The sequence below is a fragment of the Modestobacter sp. KNN46-3 genome (assembly GCF_011039295.1).
In genome coordinates this window covers 16,725-31,070 of the sequence record NZ_JAAKGN010000044.1, presented here as the reverse complement: position 1 = coordinate 31,070, position 14,346 = coordinate 16,725, and the positions used below count along the sequence as shown (strand labels likewise).

16 protein-coding genes are annotated in these 14,346 nt (G+C 74.1%); 5 read left to right on the top strand and 11 right to left on the bottom strand.

Annotated features, from left to right (window positions below):
- On the top strand, nt 1–1,101 hold a 1,101-nt coding region (locus G5C62_RS11800; protein WP_241175848.1), incomplete at its 5' end, for an NAD(P)-binding domain-containing protein.
- Nucleotides 1,101–2,354 carry an MFS transporter gene (locus G5C62_RS11795; RefSeq protein ID WP_164701107.1) on the top strand — a complete coding sequence of 418 codons (1,254 nt, stop codon included), beginning with the start codon at nt 1,101–1,103 and terminating at the stop codon, nt 2,352–2,354. The genes G5C62_RS11800 and G5C62_RS11795, both read left to right, overlap by 1 nt.
- Here G5C62_RS11795 and G5C62_RS11790 read toward each other — a convergent pair.
- Nucleotides 2,318–3,571: an APC family permease gene (locus G5C62_RS11790; RefSeq protein WP_164701106.1), complete on the bottom strand. Its 1,254-nt coding sequence runs from the start codon at nt 3,569–3,571 to the stop codon at nt 2,318–2,320. The two genes, G5C62_RS11795 and G5C62_RS11790, sit on opposite strands and share 37 nt — an antisense overlap.
- Before the next feature lie 161 nt (nt 3,572–3,732).
- On the opposite strand from G5C62_RS11790, the gene G5C62_RS11785 reads away from it, so the two are divergent.
- Nucleotides 3,733–4,188 (top strand): hypothetical protein, encoded by a 456-nt coding sequence (locus G5C62_RS11785; protein WP_164701105.1) that lies wholly within the window; start codon nt 3,733–3,735, stop codon nt 4,186–4,188.
- Nucleotides 4,189–4,220: 32 nt separating this feature from the next.
- Here the strand turns inward: G5C62_RS11785 and G5C62_RS11780 are convergent, their stop codons facing one another.
- From G5C62_RS11780 to arsB, 5 genes are read right to left on the bottom strand one after another with little or no spacing between them, the layout of a single operon-like run.
- Nucleotides 4,221–4,646, bottom strand: coding sequence for a low molecular weight phosphatase family protein (locus tag G5C62_RS11780; RefSeq protein ID WP_164701104.1), 426 nt, complete (start codon nt 4,644–4,646; stop codon nt 4,221–4,223).
- On the bottom strand, nt 4,643–5,056 hold the full coding sequence (locus G5C62_RS11775) for an arsenate reductase ArsC (protein WP_036335061.1): 414 nt from the start codon (nt 5,054–5,056) through the stop codon (nt 4,643–4,645). The genes G5C62_RS11780 and G5C62_RS11775 overlap by 4 nt, the downstream gene beginning before the upstream one ends.
- Before the next feature lie 26 nt (nt 5,057–5,082).
- Nucleotides 5,083–6,492 (bottom strand): FAD-dependent oxidoreductase, encoded by a 1,410-nt coding sequence (locus G5C62_RS11770; protein WP_164701103.1) that lies wholly within the window; start codon nt 6,490–6,492, stop codon nt 5,083–5,085.
- A complete protein-coding gene (locus G5C62_RS11765; RefSeq protein WP_164701102.1) occupies nt 6,489–7,130 on the bottom strand; it encodes a low molecular weight phosphatase family protein in 642 nt (213 codons plus the stop codon). Before G5C62_RS11765 ends, G5C62_RS11770 begins: the two co-directional genes overlap by 4 nt.
- Nucleotides 7,127–8,257 carry an ACR3 family arsenite efflux transporter gene (gene arsB, locus G5C62_RS11760; protein WP_277424773.1) on the bottom strand — a complete coding sequence of 377 codons (1,131 nt, stop codon included), beginning with the start codon at nt 8,255–8,257 and terminating at the stop codon, nt 7,127–7,129. The genes G5C62_RS11765 and arsB overlap by 4 nt, the downstream gene beginning before the upstream one ends.
- 117 nt (nt 8,258–8,374) lie before the next feature.
- Here arsB and G5C62_RS11755 point away from each other — a divergent pair, with 117 nt between their 5' ends.
- Nucleotides 8,375–8,767 carry a metalloregulator ArsR/SmtB family transcription factor gene (locus G5C62_RS11755; RefSeq protein ID WP_241175847.1) on the top strand — a complete coding sequence of 131 codons (393 nt, stop codon included), beginning with the start codon at nt 8,375–8,377 and terminating at the stop codon, nt 8,765–8,767.
- Here G5C62_RS11755 and G5C62_RS11750 read toward each other — a convergent pair.
- The 3 genes from G5C62_RS11750 to G5C62_RS11740 all read right to left on the bottom strand — a co-directional run bounded on the left by G5C62_RS11750 (nt 8,760) and on the right by G5C62_RS11740 (nt 11,454).
- Nucleotides 8,760–9,584, bottom strand: coding sequence for a TSUP family transporter (locus tag G5C62_RS11750; protein WP_052091036.1), 825 nt, complete (start codon nt 9,582–9,584; stop codon nt 8,760–8,762). The two genes, G5C62_RS11755 and G5C62_RS11750, sit on opposite strands and share 8 nt — an antisense overlap.
- Nucleotides 9,585–9,755: 171 nt before the next feature.
- Entirely contained in the window at nt 9,756–10,679 is a 924-nt protein-coding gene (locus G5C62_RS11745) for a DMT family transporter (protein ID WP_036334990.1), read from the bottom strand.
- Between the two features lie 100 nt (nt 10,680–10,779).
- Nucleotides 10,780–11,454 (bottom strand): hypothetical protein, encoded by a 675-nt coding sequence (locus tag G5C62_RS11740; RefSeq protein WP_164701101.1) that lies wholly within the window; start codon nt 11,452–11,454, stop codon nt 10,780–10,782.
- A gap of 37 nt (nt 11,455–11,491) precedes the next feature.
- On the opposite strand from G5C62_RS11740, the gene G5C62_RS11735 reads away from it, so the two are divergent.
- Nucleotides 11,492–11,887 (top strand): SRPBCC family protein, encoded by a 396-nt coding sequence (locus tag G5C62_RS11735; protein ID WP_164701100.1) that lies wholly within the window; start codon nt 11,492–11,494, stop codon nt 11,885–11,887.
- Between the two features lie 33 nt (nt 11,888–11,920).
- On the opposite strand, the gene G5C62_RS11730 is transcribed toward G5C62_RS11735, so the two are convergent.
- Together G5C62_RS11730 and G5C62_RS11725 are read right to left on the bottom strand one after the other, a co-directional pair.
- On the bottom strand, nt 11,921–12,679 hold the full coding sequence (locus G5C62_RS11730) for an SDR family NAD(P)-dependent oxidoreductase (RefSeq protein WP_164701099.1): 759 nt from the start codon (nt 12,677–12,679) through the stop codon (nt 11,921–11,923).
- 151 nt (nt 12,680–12,830) lie between these two features.
- Complete coding sequence (locus G5C62_RS11725) at nt 12,831–14,276, bottom strand: uracil-xanthine permease family protein (RefSeq protein ID WP_164701098.1); 1,446 nt, start codon at nt 14,274–14,276, stop codon at nt 12,831–12,833.
- Nucleotides 14,277–14,346 lie beyond the last annotated feature (70 nt).

Below are 14,346 nucleotides of genomic sequence, written 5' to 3'. Positions count from 1 at the left end.
GACGTCGACGAGCTGACCTCTCCCGCCGATCGTGCCCGCCTGCTCGCCCCGCAGCTGAAGGCGCTCGGCGACCCCAACCGGCTGCACCTGCTCCTGCTGCTGGCCGAGGGGCCGCGCACCGGCCGGGTGCAGGACCTGACCGCGCGTGCGGTCGTCGACGCCTCCGGCACCTGGGGGCAGCGCAACCCCCTGGGCGCTGCCGGTCTCCCCGCGATCGGTGAGGAGCAGGCCGGTGACTGGCTGGTCGGTCCGCTGCCGGACGTGCTCGGCCGGGACCGGGCCCGGTTCGTCGGGAAGCACACCCTGGTGATCGGCATGGGGCACTCGGCGGCGAACACGCTGCTGGCGCTGGTCGAGCTGCAGGGCAGCGCGCCCGGCACGCAGATCAGCTGGGCGATCCGGGGCCGCTCCCCCGCCCGGCTCTACGGCGGCGGGGACTCCGACGGGCTGCCCGCCCGCGGGCTGCTCGGCTCGACCCTGAAGGCCGCCGTCCGGGCCGGGCACGTCGAGCTGCACCGCGAGGTCACGCTGACCGAGGTGGCACCGACCGGCGACGGCCGGCTCCGGGTGACCGGCACCGGCCGGGACGGCGCCGCGGTCGACCTGCAGGTCGACGCGCTGGCCGCCGCCACCGGCTTCCGCCCCGACCTGGACGTGCTGCGGGAGGTGCGGCTGTCCCTGGACCCGGGCGTGGAGGCACCGACCCAGCTCGCTCCGCTGATCGACCCCGACTTCCACTCCTGCGGCACCGTGCCCCCGCACGGGCACCGCGAGCTCACCCACCCCGACGAGGGCTTCTACCTGGTCGGCATGAAGTCCTACGGCCGCGCCCCCACGTTCCTGCTGGCCACCGGCTACGAGCAGGTGCGCTCGATAGCCGCCGCGCTCGCCGGGGACCTCGAGGCAGCCGACCGCGTGCAGCTGCGCCTGCCCTCGACCGGGGTGTGCAGCACCGACCTGGGCGCTCGGGAGGCCGCCGAGACCGCGGGCGTCGGCTTCCCCACCGGCAGCGCGCACGGCCGGTCCGCGGAGGCGGAGCCGGCGAGCTGCTGCGGCCCGGCGCCGCAGCCGGTGCCCGTCGGGACCTCCGCCGCGGACTGATGAGCGGCTCCGCGGACGTCCACCGGCGTCCGCCCCGGCACGTGCTGCCGGCGCTGTGTGCCACCGAGGTGGTCAGCTGGGGAGTCCTGTACTACGCCTTCCCGGTCGCGCTGGCCTCGATCACCGCCGACACCGGGTGGTCGGCGTCGGCGACCACCGCGGCGTTCTCGGCCGGGCTGGTGGTCTCCGCGCTGGCGGGGATCCCGGTCGGGCGGTGGCTGGACCGCGCCGGCCCCCGGCGGGTGATGACCACCGGTTCGCTGCTGGCCGCCCCCGCCGCCGCGGGCATCGGGCTGGCACCCAGCCTGGCGTGGTTCGTCGTCGCCTGGCTGGTGGCCGGGGTGGCCATGGCCGCGGTCTTCTACCAGGCCGGGTTCGCCGCGCTCACCCGCTGGTACGGGCCCGGCCGGGTGCGGGCGCTGACCACGCTGACGCTCGTGGCCGGGCTCGCCAGCACGGTCTTCGCGCCGCTGACCAGCCTGCTCCTGGAGGAGCTGAGCTGGCGGGCCACCTACCTGGTGCTGGCCGGCGTCCTGGCCGTGGTGACGATCCCGTTGCACGCCCTGGCGCTCACGCCGCCCTGGACGCCGGCGCCGGAGCCCGACCACCGGGGCGGCACCCCGGCGTCGGTGCGCTCGATCGTGTCCAGCTCCGGGTTCCTGCTGCTGTCCGGGGCGCTCACGCTCACCGCCTTCGGCATGTACGCGGCCAGCCTGACGCTGATCCCGCTGCTCACCGGGCGGGGGATGTCGGCGTCGCTGGCGGCCACCACGCTCGGTCTGCTGGGCGCCGGCCAGCTGCTCGGCCGGATCGGCTACGCCCCGCTCGCCGCCCGGACCACCCCCGCCACGCGGACGGTCGTCATCCTGGCCGCCTCCGCCCTGGCGATCGGCCTGCTGGCCGCGGTCCCGGGGCCGGCCCCGCTGCTCATCGGGCTGGCCGTCCTCGTCGGGGCGGCGCGCGGCGCCGCCACGCTGCTGCAGGCGACCGTCGTCGCCGACCGGTGGGGCAGCGCCCGGTACGGCGCCCTGTCGGGCTGGTTCGCCGCCCCGATCACCGCAGCCGCCGCACTCGCCCCGTGGGCGGGCACCGCGCTGGCCGAGTCCGTGGGCAGCTACCCGGCGACGTTCGCCGGGCTGGCCGCGCTCGTGGCGGTCGCGGCCGGCGCCGCTGCGTTCAGCGGACGGCTCCTGGCGGACAGCAGCGCTTCAGGGGATCACCGAGCCGCCAGCCGCAGCCGGGTGGCCCGGTAGGCGATGCCCACGGCGAACACCGCGCTGCCGCCGACCACGGCCTGCCACGGCAGGGTCGCCACCAGGACCAGGCAGCCCACCAGGCCGAGGACCTGCAACGCCCGGGGGAACCGCCGGTGCTCGCCGTCCTGGGTGAACGCCGCCGCGTTGGCGACGGCGTAGTAGAGCAGCACCCCGAAGGAGGAGAAGCCGATCGCGCCGCGCAGGTCGACGGTCAGCACGAGCAGGCAGACGACGACGCCGACGGTGACCTCGGCCCGGTGCGGCACGGAGAAGCGCGGGTGCACCGCGGCCAGGTACCGCGGCAGGTCGCCCTGGCGGCCCATCGCCAGGCTGGTCCGGCCGGCGCCGGCGATCAGGGCCAGCAGCGCGCCGAGCGCCGCCGCGGCCGCGCCGATGCGCACGACCGGCCCGGCCCAGTCCCAGCTGCCGGCGGCCACGGCGGCGGCCAGCGGTTCGGCGGTGGCGGCGACGCCGTCGGCGCCCAGCGTCGTCAACAGCGACACCGCGACCACCAGGTAGACCGCGACGGTGAGCCCCAGGGCCAGCAGGACGGCGCGCGGGATGGTCCGTGCCGGGTCGCGGACCTCCTCGCCCATGGTCGCGATGCGGGCGTAGCCGGCGAAGGCGAAGAACAGCAGCCCGGCAGACTGCAGCACCCCCAGGACGCCGCCCTCGACCGCCCAGTCCCCCGGGGCCGGCCCGCCCGACGGGCCGCCGACGAGCATCGCGGCGACCGCGACGGTCAGCGCAACCAGGACGACGGTGACGATCACCCGGGTGAGCCCGGCGGTGCGGGTGACACCCCGGTAGTTCGTCGCGGTGAGCGCGAGCACGGCGGCCACGGCGACCGGGCGCTGCCAGCCGGACGGCGCGGCGTACGCGGCGAAGGTGAGTGCCATCGCCGCGCAGCTGGCCGTCTTCCCGATCACGAAGCCCCAGCCGGCGAGGAAGCCCCACCAGTCCCCGAGCCGCTCCCGCCCGTAGACGTAGGTGCCGCCGGAGGCGGGGTACTGCGCGGCGAGCTGGGCCGAGGCGGTGGCGTTGCACCAGGCGACCACGGCGGCGATCGCCAGCCCGATCAGCAGGCCGGCACCGGCGGCCTGCGCGGCCGGGGCGAAGGCGGCGAACACGCCCGCCCCGATCATCGACCCCAGCCCGATGACGACCGCGTCACCGGTGCCGAGCCGGCGGGACAGGCCTGGTCCGACGGTCACACCGACTCCTCGTTCCCGGTCTGCAGCTCGGCTCCGGCCCCCGCGCCCAGATCGAGTCGGGTCCGGACGCGGAGATCGTCCCCCAGCACCCCTGGCGCACCACCGTGATCCGCGCCACGATGACGGCGTCTGCGGGTCACCGACCGAACCGGAGCACGAGCATGCGCCACTGCCTGATCGTCGCCAACCAGACCCTCACCACCGACACGCTCAGTGCCGCCGTGGAACAACGCATCGCCGCCGAACCGCACGAGTTCCACATCGTGGCCCCGGCCACACCGCTGGACGACCAGCTGGACGGCCCCAGCGCCTACGCGAGCCTGGGCCCCTCGCCTGCGGACCGCGCCTATGCCGTGGCCGCCCAGCGCCTCGAGCAGGCGATCGGACACCTCCGGACGCTGGGTGCCACGGTCGACGGCGAGGTCGGTGACCCGGACGTGCTGGAGGCGGTCCGCGAGGCCCTCCAGCACGTCGCAGCCGACGAGATCGTCGTCTCCACCCTGCCGCATGGGCTCTCGAAGTGGTTGCGCCGCGACCTCCCGGCCCGGCTGCGCAAGACCACGGACGTCCCGGTCACCCACCTCACGGCCGACCAGGACGCCGACGCCCGCGCCTGACCGGAGTCCGCACCCGCGGTCGCGCCCCGGGCTCATCGCGGGCGCAGGCCGACGCCGAGCTCGGCGGCCAGCGACCGCACCTGCCGGGCGATGTCGTCCCGGACGAGCCGCATCCGGGCCATGCCCTCGATGCCGCGCGTGGAGGGCTCGTCGACGTCCCAGGTCACGGAGCGGGTCCCGGGCACCGGCTCGACGCGGGCCTCCCGGCCGAGGGTCACCACGACGTCGGCGTCCCGCACCAGCTGCTCGGTGACCGGCTTCGGGTGCTCGCCGGTGATGTCGATGCCCAGCTCGGCCAGGGACCGGACCGACTGCTCGTTCAGCGCGTCGCCGGGCGCCGTCCCGGCGGAGCGCACCTCGACGGCGTCCCCGGCCAGGTCCGCCATCAGCGCCGCGGCCAGCTGCGACTTCCCGGAGTTGCGCGCGCAGACGAACAGCACGCTGGGCCGGCCGGTCATCGGGTGACGGGCGCCTGCAGTTCGGCGAGCAGGCCGCGGATCCGGCCCTCGATCTCGTCCCGGATGGGGCGCACCGACTCGACCCCCTTGCCGGCCGGGTCCTCCAAGGCCCAGTCGAGGTACCGCTTGCCGGGGAAGACCGGGCAGGCGTCCCCGCAACCCATGGTGATGACGACGTCGGAGGCCTCGACGGCGTCGGTGGTCAGCACCTTGGGCCGCTGGTCGGAGATGTCGATGCCGACCTCCGCCATCGCCGCGACCGCGGACGGGTTCACCTGGTCGCCGGGCACCGAGCCGGCCGAACGCACCTCGACGGCGTCGCCGGCCAAGTGGCGCAGCCACCCGGCGGCCATCTGGGAGCGGCCGGCGTTGTGCACGCAGACGAACAGGACGCTGGGGCGGTCGTTCACGGGGTTCTCCTCGGTCGTGCGGATGGTCACGCCAGCGCCGCCGATCGTGCGGCGCGGGCGGGGGGTCGGTGTTCGGAGCTCCAGGCCTGGGCGGCCAGCTGGACCGCGTCCCAGGGTGAGCCCAACGGCGGGGTGTAGGCCAGGTCCAGGTCGGCCAGGCCCTCCACCGTCATCGCGTGGAAGAGCGCGGTGGCGAAGACGTCGGCGCGCTTGGCGACCTCGCTGCCCAGCCGCCCGACCAGCTGGGCGCCGAGCAGCCGGCCGGTGCCGGCGTCGGCGGTGACCCGGACCGTGAGGGGCTGGGCGCCCGGGTAGTAGGCCTTGTGGTCGTCCGGGCGCGACTGGGTGGTGACCGGGCGGAACCCGGCGGTCCGTGCCTCGTGCTCGCGCAGACCGGTGCGGGCGACGACCAGGTCGAAGACCTTCACCACCTGGGTGCCGACGCTGCCGGCGAAGCGGGCGTGCCCGCCGACGGCGTTGGCCCCGGCGACCCGGCCCTGCTTGTGGGCCGTGGTGCCCAGCGGCAGGTAGGTGACGCCCATCAACCGGTGGTGGGTGACCACGCAGTCCCCGGCCGCCCAGACGTGCGGCAGCCCGGTGGCCATCGTCTCGTCCACAAGCACCGCACCACCGGCACCGGTCCGTGCCCCCGCGTCGACCAGCAGCTGCACGTCCGGGCGGACCCCGGTCACGACGAGCACCAGGTCGAAGGTCCGGTCCAACCCGTCCCCGGAGACCGCGATCCGGGCGTTGGCGGTGCGGGCCAGCCCGGTGACGCCGGTGCCGGTGAGCACCTCGACCCCGTGGCCCTCCAGCTCGTTGCGGACCAGGGCACCCAACGCGGCATCCACGGTGGCCAGCACCTCGGCGGGGCGCTGGGCCACGGTGGTGGTGATGCCCCGGGCGACGAACGCCTCCGCCATCTCCACCCCGATGTAGCCGGCGCCCACGATCAGCACCGAGTGCACCCTGCGACCGGTCAGACCGGCCAGCAGGGCATGGGTGTCGTCGATGGTGTGCAGCAGGTGGACGCCGTCGTCCGGCCCGAGACCGTTCGGTCCGCCGAGCCCGGTCATCCGCGGCACGGCCGGGACGGCGCCGGTGCCCACGACGAGCTCGTCGTAGTCCAGCTGTTCCGGTGCGCCTTCCGGGCCGGTCACGGTGATCTGCTGACCCGCGACATCGATGGCGGTGGCGCGGGTGTCGACCCGCAGGGTCAGCCCGGCCGCCTCGAGGTCGGCGTGGCTGCGGTGGGCCAGGGACTGCCAGGGCTGCACGTCCCCGGACACCAGGTACGGGATCCCGCAGATGGAGAAGTTGGGGTACGCGTCGGCCACCACGACGGTGACCTCGGCGGTCGGGTCGACCTCGCGGGCCCGCAGCCCGGCGGAGATGCCGGCGTCGCTGCCGCCGATGACGACCAGACGGCGGCTCATGCGCCGAGCTCGGCGAGCAGCCCCCGCACCCGCCCCTCGACGTCGGCGGCGATCGCCTCGACCGCGGCCGGCGGCTGGCCGGCGGGGTCGGCCACGTTCCAGTCCAGGTACCGCTTGCCCGGGTAGACCGGGCAAGCGTCCCCGCAGCCCATGGTGATCACCACGTCCGCGGCCTGGACGACGTCGTCGGTCAGCGGCTTGGGGAAGGCGTCGGTCACCGTCATGCCGCGAGCCTCCAGCACCTCGAGCACGACCGGGTCGACCTGGTCGGCGGGCATCGAGCCCGCCGACCGGACGTGCACGCGCCCCTCGGACAGGTGCTCCACCATCGCCGCAGCCAGCTGCGAACGACCGGCGTTCTGCACGCAGACGAACAGGACCTCGGGCGCCTCCTTGGCCAGCGCTCCCTTGGCCTGGGCCAGGGCCGTGAGCCGCTCGGTGGCGAAGCGGCAGGTGAGCACCGGCAGGTGCGTCTTGACCAGGGCGGTGCGCCCCAGGGCGGCGTAGGACTCGAAGACCATCCGCTCGACGGTCTCCGCGCTGACCATGCCGGCGAACCGGGCCGACAGGTCCTCGACGTGCCGCCGGAGCACCACCTGGGGGTCCAGCAGTCCTGCGAAACGGGGCGTTGCGGTCATCGGGACACTCCCTCGTTGCTGCGCGCCGGGACGGTGGGGTCGCCGGGGAACCAGCGCCGGGCGGCCCAGAGCGAGACGTAGACCAGGCCGACCAGCACCGGGACCTCGATCAGCGGTCCGACGACGCCGGCCAGGGCCTGCCCGGAGGTGACCCCGAAGGTGCCGATCGCCACCGCGATGGCGAGCTCGAAGTTGTTGCCGGCCGCGGTGAAGGCCAGGGTCGCGGTCTTGGCGTAGCCCAGCCCCAGCCGCATGCCGAGCAGGAACGACCCACCGAACATCAGCGCGAAGTAGGCCAGCAGCGGCAGCGCGATCCGGGCGACGTCCCACGGGTTCGAGGTGATCGCGTCGCCCTGGAGGGCGAAGAGCATGACGATGGTGAACAGTAGGCCGTAGAGGGCGACCGGACCTATCTTCGGCAGGAAGCTCCCCTCGTACCAGTCGCGGCCCTTGGCGCGCTCGCCGACCGTGCGGGTCAGGAACCCGGCGACCAGCGGGATGCCGAGGAAGACCAGCACCGAGAGCACGATCGCCCAGAAGCTGAACTCCGCCGACGTGGTCGACAGCCCCAGCCAGCCGGGCAGCACCTGGAGGTAGAACCAGCCGAGGACGGCGAAGGCGAGGATCTGGAAGACCGAGTTGATCGCCACCAGGACGGCGCCGGCCTCGCGGTCACCGCAGGACAGGTCGTTCCAGATCAGCACCATGGCGATGCAGCGGGCCAGGCCCACGATGATCAGCCCGGTGCGGTACTCGGGCAGGTCGGGCAGCAGCAGCCAGGCCAGCGCGAACATCAGCGCCGGGCCGACCAGCCAGTTCAGCACCAGCGAGGCGCCGAGGAGCTTGCGGTCACCGGTGACCCGGTCGAGCTCGGAGTAGCGGACCTTGGCCAGCACCGGGTACATCATCAGCAGCAGCCCGATGGCGATCGGCAGGCTCACCTCACCGATCCGGACGGCGTCCAGGGCGTCGTCCAGCCCGGGGACGAACCGGCCGAGCAGCAGCCCGAGGACCATCGCGGCGACGATCCACACCGGCAGGAAGCGGTCCAGGGTCGACAACCGGGCCAGCACCGGTGTCTCGAGGTCGGTGCCGGAGCGGGGGGTCTCCGCGGCGAGATCGCTCATGGGGGTGGGCTGCTCCTCGGCCCCGCGAGCGGGGCGTCGTGTATCGATGTCGGTCTATCGGTGCAAGACGATGCCTGACCTATCGACAGACGTCAATGCCGTGTCGATACTGGCCGGGTGAACACCAGTCGAACGGCGGACCGCCCCACCCTGGAGCTGGTCGACACGGGTGCGCCCGGGTGCTCCCCTGCCGAGCTCGCCGGCGCGATGAGCGCCGAGCAGGCCGCCGACCTGGCCCGCACGCTCAAGGCGCTGGCGGACCCCGCGCGGCTCCGGGTGCTCGCCCTGGTGGCCGGCAACGAGGGCCGCGAGGTCTGCGTCTGCGACCTCACCGAGCCGCTGGGCCTGGCCCAGCCGACCGTGTCCCACCACCTCAAGGTGCTGGTGGACGCCGGCTTCCTCACCCGCGACAAGCGCGGGGTCTGGGCCTACTTCGCCCTGGTGCCCGGCGCGCTCGACGCGGTGGTGGACGCGCTGCCCGGCGTCCGTGGACGCAGCGGTCTCAGCTGAGGAGGGGCCGCAGGTTCTCCGTCCAGACGTCCCAGCCGACCCGGCCGATCAACGCGGTGACGACGACCAGGAAGACGACCCTGATGAAGCGGCTGCCCCGGGCGGTCGCCGTCCGCGCACCCAGGTACGCCCCGAACGTGTTGGCCGCACCGAGGAGGAGACCCAGACCCCAGAAGACGGCGCCGTAGGGTGCGAAGAAGAGCAGGGCCCCCAGGTTGGTGGCGACGTTGACGATCTTGGCCTTGGCGCTGGCGTTGAGGAAGTCGTACCCCAGCAGCGAGACCATGGCGAACACGAGGAACGACCCGGTGCCCGGACCGAGGATGCCGTCGTAGAACCCGATCCCGGCGCCCGTGGCGGCGGCGACGCCGTGGTGGCGACGCCCGCTGTGGCGCAACGCGGTCACCTCCCCGAGGGAGGGACGCAGCACGGTGAACGCCGCGATCGCGATGAGCGCGACCACGATGACCGGTTTGAACACGCTGGCCGGCAGCGCTGCGGCCACCGAGGCCCCCGCGAAGCTGCACACCAGAGCGACCCCCGCCATCGGGAAGGCGGTCCGCAGGTCGGGGTGCACGCGGCGGTAGTAGGTGACGGCGCTCGTCGTGGTGCCGAAGATGGAGGCCAGTTTGTTGGTCGCGAGGGCCTGGACCGGGCTCATCCCCGGGACCAGCAACAACGCGGGCAGCTGCAGGAGGCCGCCGCCACCGACGACGGCGTCGATCCACCCGGCTGCCAGTGCGGCGACCAGCACGAGCGCGAGCACCTCGGGGGTCAGCCCCTCCGGGAGCAGGTCACCCGGGAACACGTGCGTCATCCCGGCCACGGACTCCTCTCCTCGGCCCGGTCGTCTCCCCGTCAACGGGACGGGGCGGCACGACCGCTCACCGAGAGTCTGCGTCCCGCCCACCGTTGGTCCGTGCGACGACGCGTGAGAGCTCGGCGACTCCCCGTCGACGACCGCGGCTCACCCGCCGGACGGAGCCGTTCAGACCGTCGAGGTCCCGGCCTCCTGCGGCACCGGCACCGGCCGGCGCACCCGGGTGCGCCGTCGGGAGAGGGCCACGCCCAGCAGACACACCCCGCCCCCGACGACGGCGAGCGCCGGGGGCACCTCGTCCAGCAGCACCCAGCCCAGCAGCACGACGATCGGCGGCACCAGGTAGGTGGTCGCACCCAGCCGGCCGGCGTCCATCCGGCGCAGCGCGTACGCCCAGGTGCTGAACGCCAGTGCGGTCGGCACCGCGCCGAGGTAGACGGTGCCGGCGATCGAGGACGCGGGCGCGGTGCCCAGCTCGTCGACGAGCACCCCGGCCCAGGGCAGGCAGCACACCGCCCCCATCGCGCAGGCGGTGAAGGTGACCTGCAGGGCGGGCAGCCGGCGCAGCAGCGGCTTCTGCGCCACCACGCCCGCGGCGTAGGTGACCGCCGCGACCACGCACAGGACGACGCCCAGCAGGTCGGCCCCGGCGTCACGGGTGGCGAAGCCGATCAGCAGCACCCCGCAGAAGGCCACGCCCAGGCCGATGACCAGCCAGCGCGGGAAGCCCTCGCCCAGCAGCAGGCCGGCGAAGACCGCGATCAGCACCGGGCCGATGTTGACCAGCATCGCCGTGGTGCCGGCGTCCAGGTGCTGCTCGGCGGCGTTGAGCGCCAGGTTGTAGATGCCGAACCAGCCGATCCCGCACACGGCGAGCAGCCGCCACTCCCCCGCCGTCGGGGCCACCCAGCCGCGCCGGGCGAGCAGCGCCCCCAGGACGGCGGTGCCGACGACCAGCCGGCCGAGCGCCAGGGCCCCGGGCGAGAGGTCCTCGCCGACCGCGCGGATGCCGATGAACGCCGACGCCCAGGCCAGGACGGTGACGGTGACGGCGAGCAGGGTGAGCGGTTCGCGCGGGACGGGGCTGGACACGCACCGGACGGTAGGGGGCGCCGCCGACGGGATCCGGCGGTTTCCGGTCGTCGCACCCGCATTGGCTGTCCCGTCCCGGACGATGGCCGGATCGACGCGGTCAGACCCGGGCCCCGGGGTCCGGGTGGTCGGCGAGGAACCGCTCCGCCCGCCTGGCCTCCCGCCACATCAGCCCGGCCACGGCCAGGAGCACGACCGTCGCGACCGCCGTGAAGACCACGGTCGACGGCGTGGGTTCACCGATCGCGCGCCCCAGTTGCTGCACTACGACGCCGACGAGCAGCAGGAGCTGGTCGCGCTGCAGCAACAGCCGTCGGGCCTGCGCCCTGGCCAGCGACAGCCGCGCCGGGTCGGCCGCCGCCCGCCCGCGGACCTGGGCGAGCAGGCTGCGTCGCTGTGCCCAGCTGAGCACGGCGATCGGCTGCCACCACGCGGCCTGGAACAGCCCGGTCCGCCACGCGACGAACCCGTAGCCGACCATCACCGCCAGGCCGGCGCCCTGGACGACGAGACCGGCCGCCTCCCAGCCGCCGGACGGTCCGGGCTCGGGCACCAGTGCGTCCGTGGACAGCACCGCCACGAGCAGCGCGCCGGCCAGCGCCAGCACCATGAGCGCCAGCACCCACGACCAGGTGAGCAGCCGTGGTCGTGCTCTGGTGCCCGGCGCCCGTCCGGCCCTGGCCAGCGCCTGGGCACAGCGGGGGTCGTCGTCCGTCTCCGCAGGTCCGGTGCGCGCCGAGGTGGGGTCGACGCTGGGCAGCGTGTCGCAGGGCACCCCTCCGATGCCAGTCCGCGGCTGGCACGATGCCGGCATGAGCGAGTCCCGGCACCTCACCGTCTCCATCGACCGGCCCGCCGCTGAGGTCTACGCCTGGGTCCGCGACCCGGCCCACCTGCCGCTGTGGGCCACCGGCCTGGCCAGCGGCATCCGGCGGGAGCGCGGCGAGTGGGTGGCGGACTCCCCGATGGGCCGCGTGCTCGTGCGGTTCGTGCCGGTCAACGAGTACGGGGTGCTCGACCACGACGTCGTCCTGCCCGACGGCACGACCACCACCAACCCGGTGCGGGTGCTCGCCGACGGCGCCGGCAGCGAGGTCGTCTTCACCCTCCGCCGGGCGGGCAGCGCCACGGCGGAGGAGTTCGACGCCGACACCACAGCGGTGGCCGCCGACCTCGAGGCCCTGAAGCGGGTGCTCGAGGCCGGCTGACCCCACGGGTCGTCGGCCCAGCGCCGGTGGTCGTCAGCGCTCCTGGTCGGTGGGGCGCACCAGCACCTCGTTGACCGCGACGTGGCTCGGCTGGCTGACCACGTAGAGCACCGCCCGGGCGATGTCCTCGGCCTGCAGCCGGGTCATCCCCGCCGCCATCTCCTGCGACGCCCGCTTCGCCTCGGGCTGGGTGATGTGATCGGTCAGCTCGGTGGCCACCGCGCCCGGCTCGACCAGGCTGATCCGCACGCCGCGGCCAGTGACCTCCTGGCGCAGCGACTCGCTGAAGGCGTTCACCGCCCACTTGCTGGCGTTGTAGACCCCGGCGCCCTTGCGGGCGGTCCGGCCGGCGACGCTGGACATGTTCACGACGTCGCCCGACCCCTGCTCGACCATGCCCTCGATCGCGGCGTGGGTCATGTACATCACGCCCAGCACGTTGGTGTCGATCATCCGGCGCCAGTCCTCCGGATCGGCGCCGACGATGGTGCCCAGCAGCATCACCCCGGCGTTGTTGACCAGGACGTCCAGCCCGCCCAGCTCCTCCCGGGTCCGGGCCACCGCCGCGGTGCAGGCCCGCTCGTCGGTGACGTCGAGGTCCAGCTGCAGCACCCGGGCACCGTCGTCGCGCAGCTTCGTGGCCAGCGCGTCGAGCCGGTCCTTGCGCCGGGCGCCGATGGCGACCGCCGCCCCCGCCTCGGCCAGCGCGATCGCGGTGGCCTCCCCGATCCCCGACGACGCCCCGGTGACCAGGGCGACCTTTCCCTGCAGCGGCCGGCTGTGCTCGGTCATGCGTCCCTCTCTCCCGGGCCGACCGGTGCGGCCCCGGAGCGCCAGTGCCCCGACTGCCGCCGCTCCACGCGCGCAGGCACGAGGGCATCGGGCGCGCGGCCTGCGACAGCGCCGGCCCGGCCCCCTGGACGGGGCCGGGCCGGCGGGACGGTCAGCGGGTCGGGTTGATCCGGTCGACGTCGGAGGGGTCGGCACCCCCGGGGCCGACCCGGTGGCCACCGCTGGCACCCAGCGCCGGGCCGCTGCCGGCCGCGAAGCCGGTCTCGGCGTCCAGCGCGGCCTTCATCTCGCTCGGGGCCAGCACCCGGGCCACGTGCCAGCCGACGACCGCGACGATCGAGCCCAGCGCGATGCCGCCGAGGGCGAACTCGTCGGAGAAGGTCAGCGTGACATTGCCGATACCGATGATGATCCCGGCGGCCAGCGGCACGAGGTTGATCGGGTTGGCGAAGTCGACCCGGTTCTCCTTCCAGATCTTGGCGCCGAGCAGGCCGATCATCCCGTAGAGGATGACCGTGATCCCGCCGAGGACGCCGCCGGGGATGATGTTGACCAGGGCGCCGAACTTCGGGCACAGCCCCAACAGGATGGCGACGATCGCGGCGACGTAATAGGCCGCGGTCGAGTAGACCCGGGTGGCGGCCATGACGCCGATGTTCTCCGCGTAGGTCGTGGTCGGCGAGCCACCGACCGAGGTGGCGACGACGGTGGCGACGCCGTCGGCGAAGATCGCCCGACCCATGACCGGGTCCAGGTCCCGCTCGGTCATCGCCGCGACCGCCTTGACGTGACCGGCGTTCTCAGCGATGAGCGCGATGATCGCCGGCAGCACCAGCAAGCTGAAGTTCAGCGAGAAGCTCGGCGCGGTGAACTCCGGCAGTCCGATCCAGTCGGCCTCACCGACGGCGCCGAAGTTGATCCGGTCCCGGGTGCTGATCGCACCGGTTCCGTCGGGAGAGGTGATCGGCCCGGCGGTGACGTCGAGCAGGAGCGAGAGCAGGTAGCCGAACACCAGGCCGAGCAGGATCGAGATGCGGGCGAGGAAGCCCCGCAGCAACAGCGAGGCGACGATGACGAAGACCATCGTGGCGAAGCCGACCCACTGGTCCTGCGGCCAGTAGGTGTTCGCGACCACCGGGGCCAGGTTGAACCCGATGATGATGATGACCGCGCCGGTCACCGCCGGCGGCAGCACGGCGTTGACCGCGCGCGCACCCAGCACCTGGATCAGCACGCCCACCAGGGCCAGCACGACGCCGGAGACCAGGATCGCGCCGACGACGTCGCCGCTGTCCCCGCCGTTGGCCCGAACGGCCACCACGCCCCCGACGAAGGCCGCCGAGGTGCCCAGGTAGCTGGGCACCTGCCCCTTGACGATCAGCAGGAAGATGATCGTCGCGATGCCGCTCATCATGATCGCCAGATTGGCGTCCAGCCCCATGATCAGCGGGAACACGAACGTGGCCCCGAACATCGCCACCACGTGCTGGGCGCCGATGCCGATGGTCAACGGCCACGACAGTCGTTCGTCGGGCGCCACCGCCTCACCCAGCGGCGGGGTCTTCCCGTCCCCGTAGAGCTTCCAGCCGAGCGCCATCAGTCCTCCTCGCACCTCCGCCGAGCAAGTAGCTCAGCGCTGAGGTACCGGACAGTGGCAGAAGTCCGTG

Coding starts and splice junctions, on each gene's coding strand:
- G5C62_RS11795 (WP_164701107.1), top strand. CDS start 1,101: ATGAGCGGCTCCGCGGACGTCCACCGGCGTCCGCCCCGGCACGTGCTG.
- G5C62_RS11785 (WP_164701105.1), top strand. CDS start 3,733: ATGCGCCACTGCCTGATCGTCGCCAACCAGACCCTCACCACCGACACG.
- G5C62_RS11780 (WP_164701104.1), bottom strand. CDS start 4,646: ATGACCGGCCGGCCCAGCGTGCTGTTCGTCTGCGCGCGCAACTCCGGG.
- G5C62_RS11770 (WP_164701103.1), bottom strand. CDS start 6,492: ATGAGCCGCCGTCTGGTCGTCATCGGCGGCAGCGACGCCGGCATCTCC.
- G5C62_RS11765 (WP_164701102.1), bottom strand. CDS start 7,130: ATGACCGCAACGCCCCGTTTCGCAGGACTGCTGGACCCCCAGGTGGTG.
- arsB (WP_277424773.1), bottom strand. CDS start 8,257: ATGAGCGATCTCGCCGCGGAGACCCCCCGCTCCGGCACCGACCTCGAG.
- G5C62_RS11750 (WP_052091036.1), bottom strand. CDS start 9,584: ATGACGCACGTGTTCCCGGGTGACCTGCTCCCGGAGGGGCTGACCCCC.
- G5C62_RS11735 (WP_164701100.1), top strand. CDS start 11,492: ATGAGCGAGTCCCGGCACCTCACCGTCTCCATCGACCGGCCCGCCGCT.
- G5C62_RS11730 (WP_164701099.1), bottom strand. CDS start 12,679: ATGACCGAGCACAGCCGGCCGCTGCAGGGAAAGGTCGCCCTGGTCACC.
- G5C62_RS11725 (WP_164701098.1), bottom strand. CDS start 14,276: ATGGCGCTCGGCTGGAAGCTCTACGGGGACGGGAAGACCCCGCCGCTG.